This window comes from Acidithiobacillus sp. TH-A117, from assembly GCF_057473465.1.
On sequence record NZ_JBYCKQ010000029.1, the window covers coordinates 168,632 to 193,632 of the forward strand.

A 25,001-nucleotide genomic window follows, 5' to 3' on the forward strand; every position below is an offset into this window, starting at 1 on the left:
CATGCTCCAGGCTTTTGCGCTATGCTCATGACAATGAAAGACAGCATAAACGGTACGATCCCATGAATCGAGCAGCAGTCTGTGAATTTCTGTTTATCAGGTATCGGTGATAAGCAGTGCCTGAAATTGCCGAACTGGAAAAACTCCTGCAGAAAATAGCACTGGCGGATCAGCAGGCGTTTCGGGATTTTTACGATGCGACGGCTGCGCATCTGTATCCGGTGGCCTTGCGTATATTAAGAGAAGAAGGACGGGCGGCCGAGTGTTTACAGGATGCATTTGTGAAAATCTGGTTAAAGGCGAGTGAATATCAAATAGGTCGTGGCGCGCCACTGGCCTGGGCAGCAGCCATTGTCCGTTATCAGGCCATTGATGATCTGCGGCGCCTGCCCAAGGATCAGCCCGGCTGGGAAGAAGAAGACTGGGAACACTGGGGAGGGCAGGAATCCTCTCCCGATGCTCCCATGTCTTCCGAAAGGCAACGCTTGCAGGACTGTCTGGGACGACTGCCCAGTGATCAGCGCCAGGCCATTTCCCAGGCCTTTTATCGGGCGGCTAGTTATGAAGAAGTAGCGCGCTTTGCGGGTGAGGCCCTGGGTACGGTGAAAAGCTGGATTCGCCGGGGGTTATTGAGTTTGCGAGATTGTTTACATCATGCATCTGAATAAGTGGCCAAAGCTTGCTGACAGTCTCGCAGGGGCCTATGTGTTGGGTACTTTGCGGGGCAGGGCACGCCTGCGTTTTACCCGCATGCTACGCGCCTATCCCTGGTTGGCGGCGCGAGTAGCGGAATGGGAAGACCTCTTGATGCCTTATACGCTCCCGCAAACGCCGCTGGCACCGCCGCGTTCCGTCTGGCATGGTGTAGCTGCCCAGTTGCCGAAGCGGCCGTCACCAGTGCTCAGCTGGTGGCAGAAAGCAGGGCTATGGCGTGCCCTGTCCGCAGGTCTGGCCCTGGCAGTGGTGCTGCTGCTGGTCTGGCCAGCGCCGCCTGCCATGCCTTATATGGCAGTATTGAATAATACGGCGGGCCAGCCGGTGTGGATGTTGCGGGCCAATCGCCATCATATGGCCCTGGTGACCATGCGCAGCATGCCGGTGCCGGCAGACAAATCCCTGCAGCTCTGGGCCATTGTTCCGGGTAAAAAACCCATATCCATGGGCTTGTTACCCACCCGCCCGGGACGCACTCCCATATTGCTGACTCCGGACCATCTGAATATGCATAAGGTGGCCCTGATTGCAGTGACCCTGGAACCGGCAGGAGGATCACCGACGGGGCAGCCTACTACGGCGGTGCTATACAAGGCCGATATCCTTTCCACACAACTCAGCAGTTGAATCGAACATATCACCGGAATGCATCCGTAGCACAGGCAACTGCGTAATCATCAATGACGGCGGCAATAGGGCCGCTGCATTCTCAGGAGAACATCATGAAAGAAATGGAAAATGCTGGTCTGGATCGTCGCGATTTTTTCAAGAAAAGTGCCTTGTTCGGTTTGGGAATGGCCGCAGTCGGCAGTCTGACCATGCCGGCGCTTGCGGAAGCTGCCGCCATGCCCAAAGGTCCCAAACATGATTTGTATTTGTTGAATTTTGCGCTGAATGCCGAGCATCAGGCCATTGCTGCTTATCAGGTCGGTGCCGAAAGTAAACTGCTGGACCCGGCATTACTCAAGGTGGCTCTGTCCTTTCAGGCCGATCATGAGGCCCATGCCGCCATTCTTGCAGAAACCATCAAAAAACTGGGAGGGACACCGGTGGCCCCGAAAGTTTCTTTGAAAGCACCCATCACTAAACTCGCCAGCACCTGGGGATTCCCGCTGGATAAGCTCAAGACCCAAAATGATGTTCTGCATTTTGCGGCTGGCCTGGAAGTCGGCGCGGCCAAGGCCTACCTGGGCACCGTACCCGAATTCAGTAACCCCGAACTGGCGCATGCGGCTGCCAATATTGAAGGCGATGAAGCCATGCATTTTGCTGTACTGCGGAGCGCTCTGGGTGAGTTCCCGGTGCCAGCCGCCTTTATTTCTGCCATGCCCAGTTAATTTTTACTGGGTACCTGGGTTATCTACAGATATGGTTTCCGCATGAAACCATATCTTTTTGTTGTGGGCGCTTCTTGAAAATATCCGGAAAACTGGTTAAAAGTATTTAGTCAACTCTAATGGATAACTTAGACCCATGCCCCAAGCCGGCGAAAAAAACTTAGCATCACAAGCCTATAGCAGCAGGTTACTAAGAGTTTTTGCATGGGCTTTTATTATTATTTTGGTAGTTTCCTGGTTTTTGGTAGGTATTTATACCTGGAATAAGGTGTATGCTGAGGAAAGTGGTGACCTGCGAATTCTGGCGGTCGCCCTAGCCCGGAGCACTGCCCTGGATATTTCCGGTATTCAGTCTTCTACAGATCTTCTGGCAGATGCTCTGGCTGCTTTATCCACCAAGCAACATCCAGATTATAAACACTTATTAAATAAGTATCTAATAGCACAGCCAGAGATTCAATCGATTTATCTGGAAATTCCCGGGGGGCCACTGCTCGTTGAAGAGCATGCTATGGATCACGATCCTGGTCCATTGCTGAGAAATTCAGCGTATGAAAATAAACACTTCTATAAATTATCCAGGAATTTTTATATCGGATCTTTGATTCCGGATATCAGCAACAATGAGTGGTTTATTCCTTTCAAACGACGCGTGTTTCTGGATAATCATCTGGTTCTCTGTGTTACATTATTGATGCCATTGGCTGATGGCGGCTTGAAAGCGTGGTCAGGTTATCCCTTGCAGACTCATACCGGCTTGTTTTTAATCCGGCGGGATGGATATCTGGTTGCCCGTAATCCGCCACCGAATAAAACTTCCTTTGCGGTACGTCAAACGGGTATAGCGGCACGTTATGTAGCTTCCCACGTCCACTCTACTGGCGGAGTCTATCTGGGGTATTCCAAAGCCGTAGGGCAGTGGCGGCTGGGAGCGGTGGAGGATACTCCCCATTATCCGCTGGTTGCCGGTGCGAGTGTGCTGCGGAGTAGTTTATGGGGGATGTGGGGCCGCAGTATGTCAGGCCCTTCTGTGGTCATTGTCCTGTTGGGATTATTGGGCTGGGTGATTTATCACTATTTGCGCCGCTCAACAGAGTTACAGGAACAGTTACGTTATGAGTCAGAGACGGCTATTTGGGAGGCCAAGGAGCGTGCAGAGGTTACGCTGGCTTCCATCGGTGATGCCGTCATTACTACAGATACTCAGGCGCGAGTAACCGGTGCCAATGCCGTGGCGGAAAATATGCTGGGTAAAAAAATTGCCCAAATACAAGGACAACCCTTAGACACGGTGTTTCAGATAATCAATGAAACAACGCGAGAGACAGTCGCTAATCCCGTCCGTCGAGTGCTGGACGAAGGTCGGGTTGTAGGCTTGGCCAATCACACCACGCTGATCAGTGCCGATGGATCAGAGTATGCTATTGAAGACTCGGCTGCGCCGATCCGTTCGCGCAGTGGAGAAATACTCGGGGTAGTTCTGGTGTTTCATGATGTGTCGCAACGTCGGCAATTGGCAGAGCAACTTGCGCATCAAGCGGGTCATGATTATTTGACTCAATTACCCAATCGGCTACTGTTTCAACATGAGTTGGAAAAGATCTGTCAGCATGATGGTCGAGATCAGCGAAAATTTTATGTGGCCATCCTTGATCTGGATGGCTTTAAGCAAGTCAATGATCTATTTGGGCACAATAGTGGAGATTTGTTGCTGAAAGCCTTGGCGAAACGTATGAAAAGGCTTTTTGGTAAGGATAATATCATTGCCCGTCTAGGCGGCGATGAATTTGGTTTGATTCTTCTTTCCCCTCTCGATAAACCCGTCATCGAATCCATGTTGGCTCAGGCTTTAAGAAAAATTACTGATCCGGTAGAAGTGCTGGGCAGCCTGGTCACTGTGTCGGCAACCATTGGTTTATCAACTTTTCCCGAGGATGCAGACACTCCCGGGCAGTTGATGCGCCTGGCTGATCTGGCGATGTATGCAGCCAAGGCGGCGGGTCGCAATACTTTTGCTTTTTATGACGAGGTTCTGGAAGCGCGTCAGCAAGCCATTGCTGAGGGGGTTCGCCTTGCCGAACAAGCGCTGAAAGAAAGCGCCCTGGTGCTGTGGTATCAGCCCCTGGTGGCCTTGCACGGTCCGGTGCTCGGCGTGGAAGCCCTGTTACGCCTGGATAGGAGGGATGGTACGCTACTGAGCCCCGAAACTTTTTTCAGTGCGCTGGATCATCCGCTGCTGGCAGGGAAAATCGGGCGTTTTGTGCTGGATAGTGCCATCCATCAAGGACTACTTTGGTTGGAGCTAGGGATTCGGCTGCGGATAGGTATCAACATTAGTGCCCGGCATTTGCTGGATTCCAGCTTTATGCAGGATATGCATGCTGTTCTGGAACGTTACCCCGATTTTCCCCGTGAATTGATTGAACTCGAAGTGACGGAAAGTGCACCGATGCTGGATTTCCCTTCGGCTATCATGACCTTGCAGGCCATTAATGCGCTGGGTATCCACATTGCTCTGGATGATTTCGGGACGGGTAATGCCTCACTGACCTATTTGCAGAGATTACCGGCGCAAACCATTAAAATTGATCAGAGTTTTGTGCGCGATATTCTGGTGGATGATAAGGATTTGGCCATTGTCACTGGCGTCACCTCTACCGCCCAGGCGTTGGGGATGGAAATTGTGGCGGAGGGCGTGGAGACTCTGGAACATGCGCGCAAGCTGGAAAGGCTGGGGGTGAATCTGCTGCAAGGTTACGCCATCGCCAAACCGATGCCGGCTGCAGCCATTCCTGATTGGGTACGCTGCTACAAACCGGTACTTCTGGACAATTAACATGCCTATTGCGCGGGTGCCAGTTGCCAGTGAGGCCAGATATCCTGAGCCCGATGTTCGAGAATGGCGGCATAGATGATGGTGTTGGTGAGCACGCTCTGCACATAATGGCGGGTTTGCTGATAGGGGATGTTGGCGGTAAATATGGGGCCTGCCCAGGGGCCTTGGGTCGGTCCTGTCCAGCTTCTCAGCCAGCGTTTGGGGGCTCCGGGGCCGGCATTGTAGGCGGCTGCAGCCAGTAACTCCGAGCCGCCAAAGCTTTGTTGTTGCAGGCTGAGATAATTGGAACCCAGTACCAGATTCCCCCGGATGCTATGCAGATCCGCATTGGCCGCAGCGGGAATGTGGGATTGCAGCCAGGCGGCTGTAGCCGGCATGACCTGCATCAATCCTTGTGCGCCGACATCCGAACGGATCCCAAAAGCAAAACCGGATTCCTGGCGAATCAGTCCTGCCAGAAAAGCCCGATGCAGTCCGGTGCGTTGGGCGGCAGTACTGATTTCCCCGGCGTAGGGGAGCACATAACCCTGCCGCCAATCCCCGCCATCCGGGATGAGGCTGCTGGCATGAATGCCGAGAAGCCATGCCTGCTGCTGGAAAGCCATGCGCGCTGCCGCCTGAATCTGGGCAGGATCAGTAAGAGACTTCAAATAATGATCCCACGCGCTCAAGGCATCGTAATACAGTCCCAGCTGATAGAGTTTGATGGCGGCCCGCTCCGAATCATTTTCCGGCAATGCTACCAAGGCCACCGGCTCCAGCTCGGGAGTTGCCCGATCCAGGCGCAGGGATTGTCCCAGGGCGGCCATGGATAATTGTCCGTAATATGTCCAGGGTGAAGCGAGGGTGGAAAATTCTGCCTTGGCCTGAGCGATCTGCCCCATTTTTTGATGGGCTAGCGCATTCCAGAACTGCCACTGCCGATCCTGACGTTGCGCTGTATCCATGAGGGAGAGCGCCGAACTGACCATGGCCCAGCGCCCATCACGAATGGCGGTACGGATCATCCAGGCCAGCACCTCAGGGCGCGGGTGAAACTGCGGGTCTATTGTATAAGCCTGCTGATACCATTGACCGGCATCAGGGCGAAAAGATTGGGTTGCCTGAAAGGCAGACTGATAGAGAACCCCTGCTTTTTGGCGGGCATCCAGGGTCTGGAGTTGCGCGACATATTGCACGGCCTGATCGGGTTGCTGGGCTGCCAGACGCAATAAGGCCAGTTCCAGCAGCCGGGCGGGAGTTGCCGGCCAGGGGCCGCTGCCATATTGCTGGATTTGGGTTTGAATCCATTGCTCCGGTTGGTCAATGACGGACACGAGTTGTGCTCCGCCACGACCATTCAGGTAGGGCGCAAACTGGCGGGCGGCCGTAAAAGCCCTGGCTGTAAACATCTGTTGCAGGCGTTGCCAGAGCTGTTCCTGGGTAATCAGACCCTGCTGCAGGCTGTCGCGGGCCATGGCATTACAGGCATGGTTATTGGCCGGAGCGCTACTCCATAAAAAATAAGGAGAAACGACCGCTGTGCTTTGCAAGGCGGGGGCGCGGAAGGCGTCACAGCGCAATTCAATGAGATCCGGCTTGCTTCCCGACTGATAAACCGTGGTAAAGTCATTCCAGTCCTGACGATGGGCCAGTTGGAGCAGCCATTGCCGGCGCAGCAAGTGGTGAGCCACACCGTCAGGAAACTGCGCGGAATATTGCAGATATTGTTCCTGAGTCAGGGTGTTGAGACGGGGTTGCAGGGACCAGTAACCCACCCAGGCTCCCATATAGGTATTTGCCAGTGCCGGAAAAGCCGCTGCTGCAGGGAGATAATTGCCCTGGGCAAAGGCCTGAGCGGCGCTCTGCAGCAAGGACTCCTGGCTTGCCGAAAGAGGGATGTGATCAGCGATCGCGTTGCTGGACAGGGCCAGCATTCCTGTTGCCAGCAGCCAGGGAATCAAGCGATTTTTCATGATTGTTTTTTGATATGCAGCCAGCGGCCCAGATGTTTGGCCAGTGAATGAGAACGTTGCGGATGATCTTTGGCCAGCGGGCCTACATGCAGATTCAGGGGTTCGCAGTGATCCTTGCCGTGACAGATGACGCCGTGGGAGTCGCAGTTTTCACCGGCCTTTTTTAAAATCTGCACCATCTTGGCTTCAGCCTCGGCACCGCAGCGACCATCATACTGAATCAGCACCAGATGTTTATCCGGCAGCACCTCCACATGCCCGCCCATTTCCTCAAAAAATTTGAGTTCTGCCAGAGCCGAGTCGGTAACCCCATGCAGGGCACCGCTGATAATGAAGCGATCGCGACGATGTTCTTCTTGCTGGTTCATGTCTGTTTCCTGATATTTATGAGGGATGGATCACTATGAACAATCCCGGAAATAATGTACCTGCCCCCCATTATAGTGCCATGAGCGGATCTCGTCAGAAAGTTTTCATGGATTTTTAGCGGCTGTTTTCCGGCAAGGGGGCCAACAGTGAAGCCAGGTCTTCCGGACCAAACTGCAATTTCTCCTTGCGCGCCTTGTCCAGTACGCCGGATGCCAGAATCGCTTTGCGCTCCTGTAAAGCCAGGATTTTTTCTTCGATACTCCCCGCTACGATCAGCTTGTAGACAAATACCCGGCGCTGCTGACCAATGCGATGGGCGCGATCGGTGGCCTGATTTTCGGCGGCCGGATTCCACCAGGGATCATAATGAATCACGGTATCGGCGGCCGTCAGATTCAGACCCACGCCCCCCGCCTTGAGGCTGATGAGAAACAGGGAAACCTCGCCGCGCTGAAAGCGATCGATGGGTGTTTTGCGGTCCTGGGTGCTGCCGGTGAGTTGCACATAGGGAATATGTATTTTATCCAGACGCGCACTGATCAGAGCCAGCATTTCCGTAAACTGGGAAAACAGCAAAATCTGTCGGCCTTCGGCCAGGAGTTCGGGAATCATCTCCATGAGCAGGGTCAGTTTGGCGCTTTCCTGAACCTTGCGGGCTTTTTCACTTTTGAGCAGGCGCGGGTCGCAGCAGACCTGTCGTAATTTGAGCATGGCGTCGAGAATGACAATCTGACTGCGCTGGAAACCCTTGGCAGCAATTTCCTGGCGGATCCGTTCGTCCATGGCGCTGCGCACCGTTTCGTAGAGATCGCGCTGGGTACCTTCAATATCCACCGAACGGATAATGATGGTTTTTTCGGGTAGTTCCTGAGCAACTTCTTCTTTTTTGCGACGCAAAATGAAAGGACGGACGCGTTTGGCGAGCAAGCTCAAACGGTCAACATCTCCATGTCGTTCAATGGGATTACGCCAGATTTTCTGGAAGCTGGGCAAATCCCCCATGAATCCCGGCAGGAGAAAGTCAAACTGCGCCCAAAGTTCACCCAGGTGGTTTTCCAGGGGCGTGCCGGTCAGGGCCAGGCGGTGGTGAGTGGGTATTTCGCGGATAGCCTCAGCGGCACGGCTTTGGGCGTTTTTGACCATTTGCGCCTCATCCAGAATCAGCAGATGAAACTGCTGGGCTTTGAGCAGGTCAATATCCCGCCAGACCAGCGGGTAGGTGGTCAGAATCAAATCATGATGCCCCATTTCCCGAAAAAGTCCCAGCCGTTCCTTGCCGTGCAGGGAAAGCACCCGCAATGCCGGGGCAAAGCGTTCAGCTTCTTCCCGCCAGTTATGAATCAGCGAGGTGGGCATGATGATCAGGGCCGGATTTTGCAGGCGTCCACTTTCTTTTTCCAGCAGGATATGGGCGAGAGTCTGAGCCGTTTTGCCGAGGCCCATGTCGTCAGCAAGAATGCCGCCGAGATCGTGTTCTCGTAAAAACTGCAGCCAGGCCAGACCTTCCTGTTGATAGGGCCGCAAAGGCAGAGCAATACCCTGTGGTGCCTCGACGGGGGGGATTTCGCCACTCTGGGGTAGGCGCTGGCTCAGGCGGCGGATGGCTTCCATACCTTCACTGCGCCACTGATCCATATCCATGTGGGTCAGACGCGTAACATCATAGGCGGAAACCCTTAAAGGACCGGCAGTTCCCAGACTGAAAAGATCAATCAGGGTGCCGACCAGGGGTTTGAGACGATGCGCCTGGGTTTGAATGGGTACGCCCGAGGGGGTATGTAAGTGAATGCTTTCCGTATCCGGGATGCTGCTCAAGCCTCCGGGGCTGAGCCAGCGCCCGTCCCGGGCAAAGAGAGCGCCGAGCAGGGGGGCCAGCGCCAGTCTTTCTCCTTCAACCACAATACCGACATCCAGGCCCAGCCAACCCGCTTCTTCTCCGTCAACCTGCATGTCCCAGGCGTCAATCTGCAAAAAGTGATGACGAAAACCTTCCGGCCAGCGTACTTCCCAGCCGTACTCGCGCAGCATTTGCACCCCTTCCTGCATGAACTCTGTCCAGTCATCTTCGCTCGCCAGTCCGTATATGTTTTGCGGAAGTAAAGACAGACTATGAAAAAGACTGGCCTTGGCAGCTTTCATGCCGGTTTTGGCGAGGATTTTCAGAGCATTTTTTTCGCCTTCCCGATCCCGTTGAACCCGCACGGTTTCACCATTGTCCAGGGTCTGGATTTCACTGTCGTCATCCACGGCAATTTGGGCAGGGCCGTAAATAAAACTAGGTTGCCCATAATCAAAACGACAACTGGAACTCCACAGACTGGGGTACTGGCGATAGGACTGCATGCCCATCAACGACAGGGTGTCACAGTATAGCTGGGGCTGGAGCGGTGCATGAATGACCGGAAGATCTTTGATGGGGTCTACAACTGGCGCCGGCAGATCCGGGGCCGATTCTTCCAGGAGATTGCGGAGCAGGGCGGCTTCCTGGATATTGAGGGGAGGAGCCTGCAACAAGTCCTGCAAAACCGCCATCTTGATGGGCGTATCCACGGGCCCGATCTCCAGATTGTCACTGTCCAGATACCAGGGGGTATCCAGGGCCAGCAGTACCAGGGCGGGCGGCTCGGTGATCAGTACCGGAAATTGCTCGCTGTCTTTGGAGCCGGTTGCTTTGCCTGTTTTCCAGATGAGTTTAGCGCTGCGAAGATCCCCCATCCGTAGTGGTGAAGAACCGGGTTTATTCATGAACAGACGTTCGCTGGCGGCCAACATGCTCAGTGCCGCGCTGCCATGACGGGGCCCCAACATGAAATGACCGCTGCGACTGGCGTAAATGTCTTCGATGAGCAGGCGGCGGATGGCGGCCTGATCCGTTTCATCAAGAAAGCTGGGCGGACGCCGCAGGGCTGGCTCAAAGTTGCTCCACGGGGTGAGCTCATTACAAACGCCCTGTTTATTGAAGCGGGCCTTCAGACAATAGAGGATAGGGCCTTGCTGCAGATGTCCGCGTATTTCGAGAATCCAGTGCAGGCGATAGGTGGTACTCGGGATTTTGCGCGGTGGCGGATGCAGATGCGAACGCAAAGCGCCCAGCCATTGCATGACATGGGGCCTGGGACCATCGACGGGTTGCAGCGTACCGCGTTCCTGCAGGTAGGCCAGCAAAACGGCCGCCACATGTTTACAGTGCCTGCCGACCGGGCAGGTACACAAGCTGATGAGGGGGCCCTGGCTGAGGTGAATATCCACCCGATAGGGGATACGGGCGCTACCCTGAACCTGGGCACTGAGTTCCGTATCGGTAAGGCGTTGCAGATGCTGGACTGCCTGGCGGTAGGGGAGTGCCTTGCGGATCTCCTGCTCGCCCAGCCAGTGCCTGACGGTGTTTTGATCGTAAGTATCCAGGCTGGGAGCCATAGCAGGAGCATGGTGCCAGTTCATCCAGTCATCATTATGTGCCATGAGCGAAAGCGAAAATTTCTTGTGAAGGCGAAACCTTCATCATACACAGGCCGGACCGGTCTGGGGAGGGGGTGGTTATATCGTCATGGCCCTGAACTGGTTATCATGCCCATAAGTCGTGGAAATTTAGTCGCGGAAAAAGGAGCAGAGGGGATATGGCTGCATTTGGCACCAGCGGGTTGCGGGGATTGGTGAGCGATTTGACAGACCAGGTGGTTTACGTCCATGTGCGGGCCTTCCTGCGCTATCTCCGCGAGATCGGCGAGTATCACCAAGGTAATCAGGTCATTTTGGGCGGAGACTTGCGCCCCAGCACGCCCTGTATTCTTGCTGCCAGTTGGGCAGCGGTGCTGGCTGAGGGCGGGTTGCCGCAATTCGCTGGCTATTTGCCATCTCCGGCTCTGGCTTATGCCGGTTTGTCGGCCGGTGTTCCGGCACTGATGGTCACCGGCAGTCATATTCCTTTCGACCGCAACGGCATCAAGTTCAATCGTCCTCACGGCGAACTGATGAAAGCTGACGAAGCCGGTATTCTCGCTCAGGACATGCAGGTGGCTCCGGGATTGTTTACGGAGGCGGGGAGCTTGCTGCAGGCGCCGCATTTGCCGGAAGCGGATGCCCGTTATCTGCTGGCTTATCAGCAGCGTTATCGGGATTTTTTTGGCGAGGACAGTCTCGCAGGGCTGCGGCTCGGTGTTTATCAGCACTCCGGGGTGGCCCGGGATCTTCTGGTGGACTTGCTCGAGGATCTTGGCGCTGAAGTGCTTCCTCTGGGGCGTTCTGCGGACTTCGTGGCGTTGGATACGGAAGCCCTGCGCCCTGAGGATACGCTACTAGCCCGGCAAGCGGTGCTCGAACATCAACTGGATGCCTTGCTGACTACCGACGGAGATGCGGATCGTCCCATGATTGCCGATGCCAGTGGTCGCTGGTGGCGGGGGGACGTGCTGGGCGTGCTGACGGCCCAAGCCCTGGGTGCCCATAGTGTCGTCACGCCCGTCAGCAGCAACAGCGCATTGGAACGTGCGCAACTATTTGCCCGGATTCGCCGCACCCGCATTGGTTCACCCTACGTGATTGCGGCCATGCAGGAGGCGCTGGCTGCCGGGGAAGCGCCGGTGGTCGGTTATGAGGCCAACGGCGGGTTCCTGCTGGGTAGTCCCCTGCAGAGGCATGGTCATACCTTGCAGCCCCTACCGACCCGGGATGCCATTCTTCCCATGCTTACCGTGCTGACAGCGGCAAAGGAGCGCGGCGTGGCCCTTGCAACGCTGTTGGAGAGTCTGCCGCCGCGTTTTACGGCCAGTGACCGTCTCCAGAATTTTCCGGGCACTCTCAGCCAGCAACATCTGGATACCTTCAATGGCGACGATGAGAACCGCAATCGGTCAGCATTTAATCAGTCTTTTGGCGCAGTGGCCGGCCCTGCCCGGAGTATGGATCGCACCGATGGATTGCGGGTGACCCTGCAAAACGGGTCCATCATTCATCTGCGCCCCTCAGGTAATGCTCCGGAACTGCGTTGTTATACCGAAGCGGATTCTGCTGAGGAAGCCGAAAGAATGCTGCGTGCGGCTTTGCAGATCATGCAGGACTGGCGTGTTTAAGGCATGGCCGCGTTTTTCCCGGACCGGATGGGTGTATGCAGGGACCGGGTTGATTATTTTCGACCTGCTCCTGATGGTCGTTCGTTATCTGGGGGTGGTCTTCAAAACCAATGCCGTCGCCGTGCTGGCAGTACATCATGGGGTGGATGCTGAAGCCCAGAGCCTGTTGCATCTGGCCAATATCCTCAATATGGTCCGCTGGAAATGGATCGGCGGCATTTTCCTGCTGGGGATTTTTCTACTGGTTATCGGCTTTTCACGCCCTTTTTTCCGGCGTCACTGACACTGATCTGGCTCAGCAGATAATCCTCATAACTACCCTTGAAATCTTCAATCCCCCGTGGCGTAAATTCAATAATGCGGGTAGCCAGGGAAGAAACAAATTCCCGGTCATGGCTGACAAATATCAGGGTGCCGTCAAATTTTTCCAGCGCATTGTTCAGGGATTCGATGGATTCCATATCCAGATGATTGGTCGGTTCATCGAGAATCAACACATTGGGTTTTTGCAAGGTGAGCTTGCCGAAGAGCATCCGGCCCTTTTCGCCGCCGGATAGCACCTTGACCGAACGGCCCACCTGATCCTGGCCGAAAAGCAGGCGGCCGAGCACGCCGCGAATGGTCTGATCGTCGTCTTTCTCACTCCGCCATTGGCTCATCCAGTCGAAAAGGGTCATGTCCCGGGCAAATTCCGGGGCATAGTCCTGGGCAAAATAACCGATCTTGACATTCTCCGCCCATTTGATGACGCCGGCATCGGGTTGTAATTCGCCCATCAGGCAACGTAACAAGGTGGTTTTCCCCAGTCCATTGGCGCCGATGATGGCCACGCGTTCACCGGCCTCAATATGCAGGCGCATTTTATGGAAAAGATGCAATTCTTCAAAAGATTTGGATAAATCCTTGGCATCCAGGGCATAGCGATAGAGCTTGCGCTCCTGCTGGAAAACCAGATAGGGATTTTGCCGACTGGACGGTTTGACTTCTTCCAGCTGGATTTTTTCGAGCTGGCGGGCGCGGGAAGTGGCCTGTTTGGCCTTGGAGGCGTTGGCCGAAAAACGACTGACAAAGCTCTGCAGTTCCGCCATTTTTTCTTTTTTCTTGTCATTATCGGCCAGGAGTTGCTCCTTGACGAGGGTAGATGCACGCATGTATTCATCATAATTACCGGGATAAATGCGTAATTCGCCATAATCCAGATCAGCCATGTGGGTGCAGACACTGTTCAGAAAATGCCGATCATGGGAAATGATGATAATGGTGCTGGGGATGGTCGCCAGTAATTCTTCCAGCCACTGGATGGTATGAATATCCAGGTTATTGGTAGGCTCATCCAGCAGCAGAATATCAGGATCTGCAAACAATGCCTGAGCCAGAAGTACGCGCAACTTCCAGCCCGGAGCCACAGCCGACATCAGGCCGCTATGCTGTTCCAGAGGAATGCCTACTCCAGTCAGCAACTCACCAGCCCGGGCTTCTGCCGAATAACCCCCCAGTTCAGCAAAGTCACTTTCGATATGGGCGACCGCCATACCATCCTCTGCATTCATTTCGGTCAGGGAATAGAGGCGATCACGTTCCTGTTTGACTTTCCAGAATTCGGCGTGCCCCATCATCACGGTGTCGAGCACAGTAACATCCTCAAAAGCAAACTGATCCTGCCGCAGCTTGCCCAAGCGCTCGCCGCTGCTCAGGCTGACATTACCGGAGCTGGGCTCCAGATCGCCGCCGAGAATTTTCATGAGGGTAGTTTTACCGCTGCCGTTGGCGCCAATCAGGCCATAGCGATTGCCGTCACCAAAATCCACGGACACATTTTCAAACAAAGGCTTGGAACCAAACTGCATGGTCAGTTGATGGGTGCTGAGCACGGCAAACTCCAAAAAACGGTCATGAACGGGCGGGATGATAACACTGAATGGTTAGTCTATTGCTACTTCCTCAAGAAATGCCTTCAGATCTATTTGGCTGAAGTTTTTGGGTGAGACCACCAGGTACATAGAGCCCCATTCTTGCCGAAATCAAAACTATGGCTGAGATAGCCAAGCGCAAAAAGGGCCAGATTCTGATCGTAATAATAGCTAGGCGTACCTAATAATCCCGTGCCTGGATTTTGCGCTTCCTGTACTCGCTGCAGTTGTCGATTAAATGCGGACTGGTCATGCTCTGCTGCCAGATAAGGGAGCAGAGCGGCGGAAAAGCCGACTGGCCCTGTGCCCTGTGTTTTGCCGTTCGCAGCATCCACTGACAAGGGCGGAAGCCCATGTTGCTGTAAAAATGTGTGCATACCCGGCAAGGCGGCGAGTATTTCCGGTCCAAAAGGGGTTTCTTCTGTCGCCATGCCTGCCCATAGATAGACGCGGATGGCATTGTAACTGCCTTCACCACCTTGGGGCGGCACAAAGAAATGCCGGCCATTGTCGAGACCTATCCAATCCGGCGCAAACCCATGGGGAGAAATGGCATGTAAGAATTGCGGTAACTGCGAAGCCATCTGCTGCCAGGGTCCCTGCGGGTCCGCTTGGGCTAAGCCGAGCAAAAGGGGTAAGGGTAAGTAGCTGGGATTGAATACATATTGTTCTGCTGCTAGGTGGAAGCCAAAATAGCCAGGCAACAACATCGGCGTGTAACTCAGATGAACGCTGCGATCGTTAACACGACTGGAAAAAGAAATGGTGACTACTTCTTCCCTGACTATGGTCTGCGCCAAGGTCAGGCCTAAATCGGTATAATCTGACCGGTGCCAAAGTTTTCCGGCCTGTATCAAGGTATATGCCAGCCAAAGATCTGCATCGGCGGCGGAATGCGGGCTCAGCAGCATCCATTTCCCATCGGGATTCTTTCCCCATAACCAGCCGGGCAGTTTGGGTCCCAGTTGACCAGCGGCAAGATTATTGTTGGTCCACGAAAGAATTTTGGCAAACTGTGCAGGTTTATTGGCGACTAGAGCGAAGAACAACGCATAGGATTCCCCTTCCGAAGTGCTGTCGCCGTGCTGGTGGAAATCAATGACGCGGCCCTGATCGTCAATGAAAATATGCGAATAGTCTGACCAGAAGCTGCGCCAATGGGCCACTGAAATGGTTACCAAAGGTGTAGGCAAGATCATGGCTTGAGTACTACTGCTCATCAGTAAGCCCGCACAAAAAAGTCCAACGCCAATCCGGATCCATTTTTTATCCATTGCTACCTCCCGGATGGACTTGTCTTCCCTGTCAATCAATCCCTCCCCAATATCAGTTAAAAAGTTTTGCTTAATGATAGCGCTGCATAACCCACATCGGGCAGATTTTTTTGACGCTGCAGACCGCCTTCGAGTGTGACTCCCCATCCTGCGGGTAAACTGGCATCAACAAAGGCTCCATACTGCCTGATGCTGTAGGTTCTGCCCCCGGAAGGAATGAATTCTGGTCCCAGATGCAGCCAGGGTAGTGCGGGTATTCCCAGTCGCATTCGCGACCAGTAGGAGCCCTGACCAAAAGCATAACTACCTATTCCAGAAAAATAAAATCCGTTGCCCAGGGGTAAATGGACCTGCAATTGCGGTATGAAGGTGACGCTACTCTGGAAAGGACCACCCGCAGGAATGGCGGGGGTCAGGGAAAAGTACTGATAGGCAACGCTTCCAGAAACATTGAACTGCAGTGCTCCGGCGGCGAAGGCATAACCTAATCCTGCCGAAATGCCGGGGGCTTGCGCGTGAACCAGGACGCCGACTCCGTCAGCACTGCTCTGATATTGATATTGCAGATAACTGGCGAAACCCTGGACATAGAAGCCTTGACCGAGGCTTCCGCCAGCAATGGGTTGAATCCAACCCAGATAGTTGTAGGAGCTTTGTGCAGAGCGCTGTACGCCTCCCAGCAGCAAGCTTTGTGCTGCGGCGCTAGCCGGAGCCAGGACCGTGAGGGTGAACCCCATGATTAGGCACATCCGGAACAGGCGAGTACGAAAGGAGTTGGAGTTCGTCATTATCTACCCCCGGTTTTGGAGCCTTCTGACTGAATCGCAGACTCTTTAGGCAGACGATGATAGCGTCTACGCACCATTGCATAGATCAATGTCGAGGCCAATGCCGCGAGTATCAGCAATATGAGAATTGCCCACCAGAGGTGGCGGCTTGCCCAGACACCTATGCCCCCACTGGTCCCAAAGGCGTAAAAAGGATCGTTTTCCATAGCGATGGCATGGACAGTTCTTCCATGGTTTTGCCACCAATCCGTGAAACCCCGCAGTTGTGGCCAAAGTCCGAACTGAATGAGGGAATTGATGGCCTCATTCAGAGTATCATCATCCAATGCCGAAAAAACGATGAGGGGGTGCCCATCGTAGCTGGAACTGAAAGCCAGTCCCACGTTGGCCAGAGAAAAGTGATAATGATTTTGCTGATCTTCGCTGTTTCCCGGGATATCCTGCAAGGTACGGGTGAATCCCCAGTCGGGACCACCCTCGGCTGGATCGGTCAAGCCGAGATGTGTCAGAAAGGAATGGGGTAATTGGCGCAGAGGTGCCACAGCAAGAATCGGTCCCTGACGTAAATCATCCAGCCCTCCGGTATGCACGGAGAATGAAGTACCATAGCGTTGGGCGGTCTTGCCGATCAAAGTGGCCATGGCTGAGAGAACGCGGTCTTTGGCCATGGTAGGTACAAATAGATTGACTGTCTGGTCTTTGTTTGTGCCCAGAGTGCCTGCCGTGCTCAGCGCGGTCAGATCGAAATGCCGCAAGGTATTGCCTCCCTGCCAGGTAAAGCTGGAGTTGGCAAATACACTGAGTTGCAGATTGGCACGTTCGGCATTAAAAAGAAAATCATGTGTTGCTGCCGGTATCAGATTAGGAACAAGGGTAAGTGTGTTCCAACCGGATTTCACTTCAGTGCTGGGGATGCTGACGGCATACTTCAGATATTTGCCGCCGGTTAAATCATTCAGTGGAATCGAACCTTCCAGAGCGCCGTTGAAAAGCACATTGACATCCGAAGTGGGGGACATGCCGGCCGAATAAACCAGATTCAGACTTAATTCTCCATCCCGCTGCCAACCGCCATTCCAGATTTGCATACTCACTGGTCCACTGAACCCGTTCAGGGTGGTAGTCTTGAAACCTGCGGCCAGAAGTGGAAAGCTGGTTGCTGAAAAAGGAGCAGCCGTCAGGGGAGGAAATGCCGATCGCCCGGAATTCTGCGAGGTCTTTACGGCCAGTTCAGCGACGGATGGGTAATGCAACTGGATATTGGCAAAGTTTTTGGCTGCCATCAATACTTCTCCTGGATCTGTACCGGTCAGTATCAGGATATAGTGGTGGGAATGACCGGGAAAATGCCGAACCAGAATCGTAGCCTTGCGAATTGCTGGAGTGCCTAATTCCTGCAACACCTGCGCCAATTCAGATGAAGTACCAATGAGCAGGGCGCTGCGGCTTTTGGCAGGTAGGTCTTTAAACACGGCATCCAGAGGTTTTTGTGCGGTACCGAGGAAGGTTCGCAAGGAATTGACCTGAATGCGGGTGGGCAGAAACTGATAGCGAAGCCCAATACCCTGGGCGGCATAAGCCAGAGCCTCTATATAATCAGAAGAGTGCATGCCATAGATGGGAACGACCGGAGCATAATCGAGGGATGCGCGGTCAAACAGCCAATCCAAATGGTCGAGGCGGGGTTCAATACTCTTGGGTGTGCTCTGATAGCTGAACAGAGAGGTTCGTGGATCAATTTGTATCCAGTTGGATTCCGAATCCCCCGCTACGCCTACAAGTTTGAGGACCAGCGTATGAAAACCAGCATCCAGATGCTTGGTGGGAATGGCAAACTGGTTATCAAGCTCACTGTTAGGTTTAAGTACAACCTGTGCTATCACCTGGTCATGGGAGACTGCCTCCAGCAGAACCGAACCATTCATTCCCTGGGATATGCGTCCCTGCAGAGAGACCTGGATTTGACTGACATCTTCTCCATAAGGCACGGAGAAGGGGATTCGCACTGTCGCTCCATGACCCTGCAAGCGGATCGGTTCCTTGTTGCCGATAGTGGTTGCAAATGGCAATGCTACCGGCCTGTTCGCTGTGGCTGCATTAGTGGATGAGGTACTCGCAGTCGGTGCACCAGTGGCAGCCAAGACCGGCCATGACCCGACGGAGAAAAGCAGGAAACTGACTAGCCAACGTACAATGATCGGTTTGATCATACCAAGACCTCTTCGGGGAGATGGGATGGTTTGTTCCAGGTCGCTTGCTGCTCTGGCATATCGGGTTCAATTGTCTGGGTGGCAGGAAGTGATGGTGCGGGAAGTGCCAGCGTCGATGCCAATTGCTGCTGCCGGTTTTTCTGCCATGATGGCAGCCATTTGCGTGCGCGAAGTAACACTGAGGCCAAGCTTTGCCAGCGATCACCCAGTGACAGATTGCTCAGCAAATGCCAGAGGTGCCTGATGCCATAAATCATCGCCAGCCGGATGAAAAGTAATAATGCGCCAATGATACTGCGCGACCGACGCCGCGATTTGGCCAATTCGACCAGATCGTCGCTGGATCCGTAGGCAATGGCCACGGCGGTCATCGTATCTGCAGCAGAATTGGGTGTATAGCGCACTGAGATGAGCAGTTCCTTGCCGGCAACCGCATCTCGCAACCCGCTGATTTTTGCATGCAACTGTTGGCCCTCACCAAAGTCGAGTATGAGTGGAGCGCCCAGCTGAATGGTGCCGGTATGACGGTCGATAGCCAGTGCTGCACCACGCCAGGAGAGATCAACGGTATGCGCGGGAATTCTATTACCCGCAGCACACTCCAGGGTCAGGGATTTTCTCAGGGGTACCCGCGCCGAAGAGCGTCGTTGGGGCTTTTCATGAGTAACGCCCAGGACAGCAAGGAGAAACAGGGTATCTAGTACGGCCCAGAATAGGACGAATATGATGGCGTCAATACGTGCTCCTGGTTGCTGGAGGAGGTTTATTCCGCGAAAGATGGCAAGCATGTTGACGCCAAGCAACAGATAAAAAGGCCAGGATAGAACTGACAGAAAATGGCGATCCAGATACTCGCCTTTGGGCGTCACCTTGAAACTGGGTGATTTGGGCCGAAACAGCACTTTGCTCATTGACATTGCGATGAAAATGCTTTGCAAGGTCTCATAGACCTGGGATATGAATGGCCAACGTACCCGCCGATAATAATGCTGAGCAACCAACAACGAGCTGAGTAGATAGGGTGCCAGATAAACCATGAGCTGTGATGGTGTGGTATGACAAAGTGTTACCCCAAAAATCAAATAGGCTGGCGGTGCCAGTAACAGGGCCAGTCGAGAATAGGCAAACAACCAGTACACGATCAGGTTGGTGTACAGTAACTTTTGAATCGTGCTCAAGCCTTTTTGCAGCCAGGGATTCTTGAGTAAGAAAATCTGTAGCATGCCGGTGCCCCAGCGAACCCGCTGAACAATCATGCCGGTGACGGTCTCAGGCTGCAGACCACTGACCATGGCCTTGTTCAGGTACAAGGTCCGATAGCCGAGCCGCATCGCATCAATGGTGGTTTCGGCATCTTCAGTGATGGTCTGTCCGGCAATTCCTCCCAGGGATTTCAGCACAGGTGCTCGCAGGACCGCCGCCGATCCACAAAAATAGGAGGTTCCCCAGAAGTCCAGCCCAGGTTGCATCACCTCATAGAATAATTCGTTTTCACCAGGTCCCATCGGCAGATCCAGATTTTTTTCGATGGGATCCTGGCTAACGAAATTGTGAGGGGTTTGAACCAGAAATAGTTTGGCATCGCCCAGGAAAAAGGGAACGGTGTTACGCAGAAAATCCCGAGTGGGAATGTGGTCGCAATCGAGAATGGCCACCAGATCTCCATGGGACTGAGCCAAGGCATTATTAATGTTGCCTGCTTTGGCGTGTTCGTTAGCCACCCGGGTCAGATAACGGGCTCCATATTCAGCGGCCAGCCTTGCCAAATCGTTGCGCCTTTGTTGGGCGGCCTGGGCCTTTTGCGGATCATTCTGTTGGCACTTCTTATCGGTACCTCCGTCATCAAGTATCCAGACAGTGAAGCGGCTTTTGGGATAGTCCAGGTTGACCGCTGCTGCCAGAGTCGGAATGATCACTTCGTATTCTTCGTTGTAGGTCGGAATAAATACATCCACGCTCGGGCAGTCTTCGTCATGTACAGGCAAGGAGGGGATTTGGTGTTCGATGGGGTGAATGTTCACCAGATGATTGAACATCAGCATGATGAATCCGTAGGATTCGGCCAGCAGCAGGATCAGTCCTGCAACTTCACTGACTGCACCATAGCCTGTGGGCATGGTCTCCGTTGCCCGCCAGTAGAGATATCTCCAGCCAAAATAGGCACTGGTGAAGATGATTGCATAGCGGGCCAATATTTGGCTGGTCCTGCTCGGGTTCCAGAGGTCCCAATTGTAGAGCAGAAGCATGATGGCCACGAGAACCCCGGAAAGTATGAGTTGCTTATCGAGCTGAATCTGAATTTCAGCAAGGGATACGACCAACAACAGGATCATTCCAATCATTGCTGCGGAACCCCACTGAAACAGTTTTTCAAAACGGATCTGCTGCAAGTTGCTGTCACCAGGAAGCATCCATGAACGTACAGAACCAATCTGCGAAGCAATGCCGCGCCGAAGTTGTCGCAAAAGGCTTTGTAAAGGCTGAAACAGTAAGGAAACCTGTATTCGCATGATAACCATCTCCTCATTGGGGTGGGTTGGAAAACAGTAGCACAGCAATATTTCATTTGTATGACACTTGATAAAATGCAACCTTAATATCAATGTGAATCATGCAATCTATAGCAATAATCATGCCATAATATAAGATGCAAAAATAACGAAATGAAGTTAAATAAATATTACACAACATTGGTAATATTTTGATTAATAAAGATACGGTCTTGGATATGTGAGAACTTTAAGACGCACCAAATTGGTGATGCCATGAGATTTTGCACCAATAAAGCGCGAAGCGTGAAGGTATTTTGGGGATTGCTATTACGCCTTGGAAAAAACAATAAAACAAATTTCCAAAATACCTTTTGGTTGCTGACCGAGAAGCGTGAGTGCCGAGATGAATGCTTGACAGTCAGGCATGCCATCCTTTAGTTTGCACAATAGTATCAACGCTAGGGGCGTCTGCCAGGGGGCAGGCTGAGAGGAACCCTTGGAACCTGATCCGGGTCATGCCGGCGTAGGGAAGCGCAGCAGGGCAGTGTGCCCGCGTTTTCTGTCCGGATCAGATTTCATGCAGCAAAGTGGAACATGGAGGAATACGCAATGGCTACACGTCCTACGGATATGAGCAATACCTTACAGGAAGCATCCATCACCCTTGGCCCCATTCCGGGCTCCCGCAAAACCTATCTGCAGGGTGAATTATATCCGGAATTGCGTATCCCTTTGCGGGAAATCCAGCAGACCGACTCCCGTAACCGCGATGGCAGTGTTGTGCATAATCCCGCCATTCCTGTTTATGATTGTAGCGGCCCCTATACGGACCCCGATACATCCATTGATATTCATGCCGGGCTTCCGGCTACCCGCTGGCAGTGGACGGCGATGGATACCCCTCTGGAGCATCGGCCCGAACCCAGTTCTGCCTATGGTCGTGCCCGTCTGGCAGATGCCAGAACAGCTGATCTGCGCTTCCAGCAGCGTCGGGAAATCCGCCGCGCAGCCGAAGGCGCCAATGTTTCCCAGATGCACTATGCCCGGCGCGGTATCATCACGCCCGAAATGGAGTTCGTCGCCATTCGCGAAAATCAGGGCCTGGAAAAATTACGGGCTAGTCATCCTGAACTGTTTCGCGCCCATCGTGGAGAGTCCTTTGGTGCCCAGTTACCAGAGCGGGTGACCCCGGAATTTGTGCGCGATGAAATTGCCCGGGGTCGGGCCATCATTCCTGCCAATATCAATCACCCGGAACTGGAGCCCATGATTATTGGCCGTAATTTTCTGGTCAAGATCAATGCCAATATCGGTAATTCGGCGGTGACTTCCTCCATTGCCGAAGAAGTGGAAAAAATGGTCTGGTCCATTCGCTGGGGTGCAGATACAGTCATGGATTTGTCCACCGGCAAGCATATTCACGAAACCCGCGAATGGATCATCCGTAACAGCCCGGTACCCATTGGCACAGTGCCCATTTATCAGGCCCTGGAAAAGGTCGATGGCAAGGCCGAGGATCTCACCTGGGAATTATATCGGGATACCCTCATTGAACAGGCCGAACAGGGTGTGGATTATTTCACCATCCATGCCGGTGTGCTGCTGCGTTATGTGCCGCTGACGGCGAATCGCCTGACCGGTATCGTGTCGCGTGGCGGTTCCATCATGGCCAAATGGTGCCTGGCCCATCATCAGGAAAGTTTCCTCTATACGCACTTTGAGGAAATCTGCGCAATCATGAAAGCCTATGATGTCAGTTTTTCCCTGGGCGATGGCCTGCGTCCCGGTTCCCTGGCCGATGCCAATGACGAAGCCCAGTTTGCCGAATTGCATACTCTGGGAGAATTGACCCAAATCGCCTGGAAACATGACGTGCAGGTGATGATTGAGGGCCCTGGTCATGTGCCCATGCAGATGATTCGCGCCAATATGGACGAAGAGTTGCAGCATTGCTACGAAGCACCTTTTTACACCTTGGGGCCGCTGACCACCGATATTGCCCCCGGTTATGATCACATCACCAGTGCCATTGGTGCGGCCCAAATCGGCTGGTACGGTACCGCCATGCTCTGCTACGTCACCCCCAAGGAGCATCTCGGTCTGCCCGATAAAAATGATGTACGGGAAGGCGCCATCACCTACAAGATTGCTGCCCATGCCGCCGATCTGGCCAAGGGACATCCCGGTGCCCAGGTGCGGGATAATGCCCTGTCCAAGGCACGTTTTGAGTTTCGTTGGGAGGACCAGTTTCATCTCGGTCTCGATCCGGAAAAAGCCCGGGAATACCACGACGAAACTCTACCCCAGGAAGGCGCCAAGGCCGCCCACTTCTGTTCCATGTGTGGGCCGCATTTCTGTTCTATGAAAATTACCCAGGATTTGCAGGAATATGCCCGTGGTCAGGGGGCAGAAGATCTGGAAAAAGCCCGTGCCCAGGGTTTGCAGGAAAAAGCCGAAGACTTCCGGAAGTTGGGGAAAAATATTTATCTGCGCTGATTGTGAGGGCTTTCTCAACAGCAAAGGCCCGGAATATCCGGGCCTTTTGTATAGGGGGCCGGACAGATTCCGGCCCACAGCAAGTCTCAGAACCGCTTGCGTGTATAAAAATACGCGATAACGGTGATTAAAAAATAGACCACAGGTAAAAAGAATATATAGTCTTCCAGATGCATCTGCAGGCTCCTTAGTGTCAATGGCCGGTTTTACCCTGGCGCTCCCCATCCTGTTTTTCGTACATGACCGCGCCGGCGACGGCAATCAGCACAATCATGGTTGTCCCTACCAGCCAGGCAAAGTACCAGGGGCCGTAGTCACCGGTAATCACTGCCAGAAACAGGGATAAGGCCAAAATCAGCGCCATCCCGGCAAAAGTAAACAGATTTTTCATGGTGCAATACCTCCCTTAATAGGCATGATCATCAGCGGGATCCGGTTTGATGACCTTGCCGCGCATGACCCGAAAACACCAGGTGGTGTAGGAGAGAATGGTCGGTACAAAAATGACCGTAAATATGGTCATCCAGATCAGGTTGTAACGACTGCCCGAAGCATTCCAGATGGTCAGACTCTGATTGAGATTGTCTGATGAAGGCATCAGGAAAGGGAACATGGAAGCAGCCACCGTGCCCAGAATACCAATCCAGGCAATGGCGCCCAGCCACCAGCCGATGATCGGCTTGTTGGCGCGCAGCATCAGGGCACCCAGAAGCATCCCGGCAATGGCTATTAAAGGCACAAGCCACAAAATCGGCTGGGCCGCGTAATTATCCAACCAGGCACCGGATACCAGATGCACGACCTGACCACTCACCGCATTGGCGGGCATGCCCGGATCACCACTGATCAGGCGATAACCAGGCATACCGGCAATCATGAAACCACCGATCACAAAAAGCACAATCGCCACCAGCCCGGCCGTGCTGGCATAGTTGCGCGCACGGCTGGAGATGGGGTCGGTACCTCGCAGCATCAGCATGGCTCCACCCTGATAGATAGACATGCTGACTGCCAGCAGACCACTGAGAATGGCAAAGGGATTGAGCAGATACCAGATAAATGACTCAGTCTGATAATACTGGCCGTCCCAGCCAAAATGAAAACCGACGCCTTCGAGAATGTTGCCGATGGCCGCGCCATAAACAAACATGGGCAGAAAGCCGGAGACCAGAAACACCCAGTCCCAGGAGTCCCGCCATTTGCTGGTTGCCACTTTGGAGCGATATTCAAAAGCCACCGGCCGGAGAATCATGCTGAACAGCAGCAGGATCATGACAATGTAAAACACCGAAAAAGAAGTGGCATAGAGCGTAGGCCAGGCGGCAAAAATCGCCCCGCCCCCGAGAATGAACCAGACCTGATTGCCATCCCAGTGCGGGCCGACCACATTCAGGGCCTGGCGGCGTTCGCCGTCATTTTTGCCGACAAAGCGCAGCAGGGTGCCGACGCCCATATCCATGCCCACCATGATGGCAAGCCCCATGAGCAGCACGCCCAGCAGCACCCACCACAATACTTTGAGTCCGATATAAAGATCCATAATGTTGACTC

General features: G+C 53.6%; 17 protein-coding genes and 1 riboswitch. Of the genes, 7 read left to right on the forward strand and 10 right to left on the reverse strand.

Features of this window, described 5'->3' with window-relative positions:
* The first annotated feature begins 116 nt into the window (after positions 1-116).
* The 4 genes from AC2VLR_RS07195 to AC2VLR_RS07210 all read left to right on the forward strand — a co-directional run bounded on the left by AC2VLR_RS07195 (position 117) and on the right by AC2VLR_RS07210 (position 4,887).
* Positions 117-668, forward strand: a complete 552-nt coding sequence (locus tag AC2VLR_RS07195) for a sigma-70 family RNA polymerase sigma factor (protein ID WP_486881505.1) — start codon at positions 117-119, stop codon at positions 666-668.
* Positions 655-1,341 (forward strand): anti-sigma factor, encoded by a 687-nt coding sequence (locus tag AC2VLR_RS07200; RefSeq protein WP_486881507.1) that lies wholly within the window; start codon positions 655-657, stop codon positions 1,339-1,341. The genes AC2VLR_RS07195 and AC2VLR_RS07200 overlap by 14 nt, the downstream gene beginning before the upstream one ends.
* Positions 1,342-1,436: 95 nt before the next feature.
* Entirely contained in the window at positions 1,437-2,051 is a 615-nt protein-coding gene (locus tag AC2VLR_RS07205; protein ID WP_486881508.1) for a ferritin-like domain-containing protein, read from the forward strand.
* Positions 2,052-2,319: 268 nt separating this feature from the next.
* The gene (locus AC2VLR_RS07210) at positions 2,320-4,887 is read left to right on the forward strand and encodes a putative bifunctional diguanylate cyclase/phosphodiesterase (RefSeq protein WP_486881509.1); all 2,568 of its coding nucleotides are present in this window, start codon (positions 2,320-2,322) and stop codon (positions 4,885-4,887) included.
* A 5-nt stretch (positions 4,888-4,892) separates the two neighbouring features.
* Here the strand turns inward: AC2VLR_RS07210 and AC2VLR_RS07215 are convergent, their stop codons facing one another.
* From AC2VLR_RS07215 to AC2VLR_RS07225, 3 genes are all read right to left on the reverse strand, one after another.
* Positions 4,893-6,842, reverse strand: a complete 1,950-nt coding sequence (locus AC2VLR_RS07215) for a lytic transglycosylase domain-containing protein (RefSeq protein ID WP_486881510.1) — start codon at positions 6,840-6,842, stop codon at positions 4,893-4,895.
* Positions 6,839-7,210 carry a hypothetical protein gene (locus AC2VLR_RS07220; RefSeq protein WP_215843646.1) on the reverse strand — a complete coding sequence of 124 codons (372 nt, stop codon included), beginning with the start codon at positions 7,208-7,210 and terminating at the stop codon, positions 6,839-6,841. The genes AC2VLR_RS07215 and AC2VLR_RS07220 overlap by 4 nt, the downstream gene beginning before the upstream one ends.
* Before the next feature lie 115 nt (positions 7,211-7,325).
* Positions 7,326-10,652 (reverse strand): DEAD/DEAH box helicase, encoded by a 3,327-nt coding sequence (locus tag AC2VLR_RS07225; protein WP_486881511.1) that lies wholly within the window; start codon positions 10,650-10,652, stop codon positions 7,326-7,328.
* A gap of 176 nt (positions 10,653-10,828) precedes the next feature.
* On the opposite strand from AC2VLR_RS07225, the gene AC2VLR_RS07230 reads away from it, so the two are divergent.
* Together AC2VLR_RS07230 and AC2VLR_RS07235 are read left to right on the forward strand one after the other, a co-directional pair.
* Positions 10,829-12,280, forward strand: coding sequence for a phosphomannomutase (locus AC2VLR_RS07230; RefSeq protein WP_486881512.1), 1,452 nt, complete (start codon positions 10,829-10,831; stop codon positions 12,278-12,280).
* A complete protein-coding gene (locus AC2VLR_RS07235; protein WP_486881513.1) occupies positions 12,273-12,563 on the forward strand; it encodes a hypothetical protein in 291 nt (96 codons plus the stop codon). The genes AC2VLR_RS07230 and AC2VLR_RS07235 overlap by 8 nt, the downstream gene beginning before the upstream one ends.
* Here the strand turns inward: AC2VLR_RS07235 and AC2VLR_RS07240 are convergent.
* From AC2VLR_RS07240 to bcsA, 5 genes are all read right to left on the reverse strand, one after another.
* A complete protein-coding gene (locus tag AC2VLR_RS07240; RefSeq protein WP_486881514.1) occupies positions 12,526-14,151 on the reverse strand; it encodes an ABC-F family ATPase in 1,626 nt (541 codons plus the stop codon). The genes AC2VLR_RS07235 and AC2VLR_RS07240 overlap by 38 nt on opposite strands.
* A gap of 89 nt (positions 14,152-14,240) precedes the next feature.
* On the reverse strand, positions 14,241-15,464 hold the full coding sequence (gene bcsZ / locus AC2VLR_RS07245; RefSeq protein ID WP_486881515.1) for a cellulose synthase complex periplasmic endoglucanase BcsZ: 1,224 nt from the start codon (positions 15,462-15,464) through the stop codon (positions 14,241-14,243).
* Positions 15,465-15,520: 56 nt separating this feature from the next.
* Positions 15,521-16,252: a cellulose biosynthesis protein BcsS gene (gene bcsS / locus AC2VLR_RS07250; RefSeq protein WP_486881516.1), complete on the reverse strand. Its 732-nt coding sequence runs from the start codon at positions 16,250-16,252 to the stop codon at positions 15,521-15,523.
* The gene (locus AC2VLR_RS07255) at positions 16,252-18,462 is read right to left on the reverse strand and encodes a cellulose biosynthesis cyclic di-GMP-binding regulatory protein BcsB (RefSeq protein ID WP_486881517.1); all 2,211 of its coding nucleotides are present in this window, start codon (positions 18,460-18,462) and stop codon (positions 16,252-16,254) included. Before AC2VLR_RS07255 ends, bcsS begins: the two co-directional genes overlap by 1 nt.
* Positions 18,459-20,972: a UDP-forming cellulose synthase catalytic subunit gene (bcsA, locus tag AC2VLR_RS07260; protein WP_486881518.1), complete on the reverse strand. Its 2,514-nt coding sequence runs from the start codon at positions 20,970-20,972 to the stop codon at positions 18,459-18,461. Before bcsA ends, AC2VLR_RS07255 begins: the two co-directional genes overlap by 4 nt.
* A 432-nt stretch (positions 20,973-21,404) precedes the next feature.
* Positions 21,405-21,501, forward strand: a riboswitch (TPP riboswitch).
* Between the two features lie 62 nt (positions 21,502-21,563).
* Between bcsA and thiC the strand changes: the two genes are divergently transcribed.
* Positions 21,564-23,450: a phosphomethylpyrimidine synthase ThiC gene (gene thiC / locus AC2VLR_RS07265; protein WP_486881519.1), complete on the forward strand. Its 1,887-nt coding sequence runs from the start codon at positions 21,564-21,566 to the stop codon at positions 23,448-23,450.
* 193 nt (positions 23,451-23,643) lie between these two features.
* On the opposite strand, the gene AC2VLR_RS07270 is transcribed toward thiC, so the two are convergent.
* Both AC2VLR_RS07270 and cydB read right to left on the reverse strand, forming a co-directional pair.
* Positions 23,644-23,841, reverse strand: coding sequence for a cytochrome bd oxidase small subunit, CydX/CbdX family (locus AC2VLR_RS07270; RefSeq protein WP_101537451.1), 198 nt, complete (start codon positions 23,839-23,841; stop codon positions 23,644-23,646).
* 15 nt (positions 23,842-23,856) lie between these two features.
* The gene (gene cydB / locus AC2VLR_RS07275) at positions 23,857-24,990 is read right to left on the reverse strand and encodes a cytochrome d ubiquinol oxidase subunit II (RefSeq protein WP_486881520.1); all 1,134 of its coding nucleotides are present in this window, start codon (positions 24,988-24,990) and stop codon (positions 23,857-23,859) included.
* Between the last annotated feature and the right edge of the window lie 11 nt (positions 24,991-25,001).

What these genes read in the sequence shown, in the direction of transcription:
- AC2VLR_RS07200 (WP_486881507.1), top strand. Translation starts at nt 655, where the DNA reads ATGCATCTGAATAAGTGGCCAAAGCTTGCTGACAGTCTCGCAGGGGCC.
- AC2VLR_RS07205 (WP_486881508.1), top strand. Translation starts at nt 1,437, where the DNA reads ATGAAAGAAATGGAAAATGCTGGTCTGGATCGTCGCGATTTTTTCAAG.
- AC2VLR_RS07215 (WP_486881510.1), bottom strand. Translation starts at nt 6,842, where the DNA reads ATGAAAAATCGCTTGATTCCCTGGCTGCTGGCAACAGGAATGCTGGCC.
- AC2VLR_RS07220 (WP_215843646.1), bottom strand. Translation starts at nt 7,210, where the DNA reads ATGAACCAGCAAGAAGAACATCGTCGCGATCGCTTCATTATCAGCGGT.
- AC2VLR_RS07225 (WP_486881511.1), bottom strand. Translation starts at nt 10,652, where the DNA reads ATGAACTGGCACCATGCTCCTGCTATGGCTCCCAGCCTGGATACTTAC.
- AC2VLR_RS07230 (WP_486881512.1), top strand. Translation starts at nt 10,829, where the DNA reads ATGGCTGCATTTGGCACCAGCGGGTTGCGGGGATTGGTGAGCGATTTG.
- bcsZ (WP_486881515.1), bottom strand. Translation starts at nt 15,464, where the DNA reads ATGGATAAAAAATGGATCCGGATTGGCGTTGGACTTTTTTGTGCGGGC.
- bcsS (WP_486881516.1), bottom strand. Translation starts at nt 16,252, where the DNA reads ATGACGAACTCCAACTCCTTTCGTACTCGCCTGTTCCGGATGTGCCTA.
- AC2VLR_RS07255 (WP_486881517.1), bottom strand. Translation starts at nt 18,462, where the DNA reads ATGATCAAACCGATCATTGTACGTTGGCTAGTCAGTTTCCTGCTTTTC.
- bcsA (WP_486881518.1), bottom strand. Translation starts at nt 20,972, where the DNA reads ATGCGAATACAGGTTTCCTTACTGTTTCAGCCTTTACAAAGCCTTTTG.
- thiC (WP_486881519.1), top strand. Translation starts at nt 21,564, where the DNA reads ATGGCTACACGTCCTACGGATATGAGCAATACCTTACAGGAAGCATCC.
- AC2VLR_RS07270 (WP_101537451.1), bottom strand. Translation starts at nt 23,841, where the DNA reads ATGAAAAATCTGTTTACTTTTGCCGGGATGGCGCTGATTTTGGCCTTA.
- cydB (WP_486881520.1), bottom strand. Translation starts at nt 24,990, where the DNA reads ATGGATCTTTATATCGGACTCAAAGTATTGTGGTGGGTGCTGCTGGGC.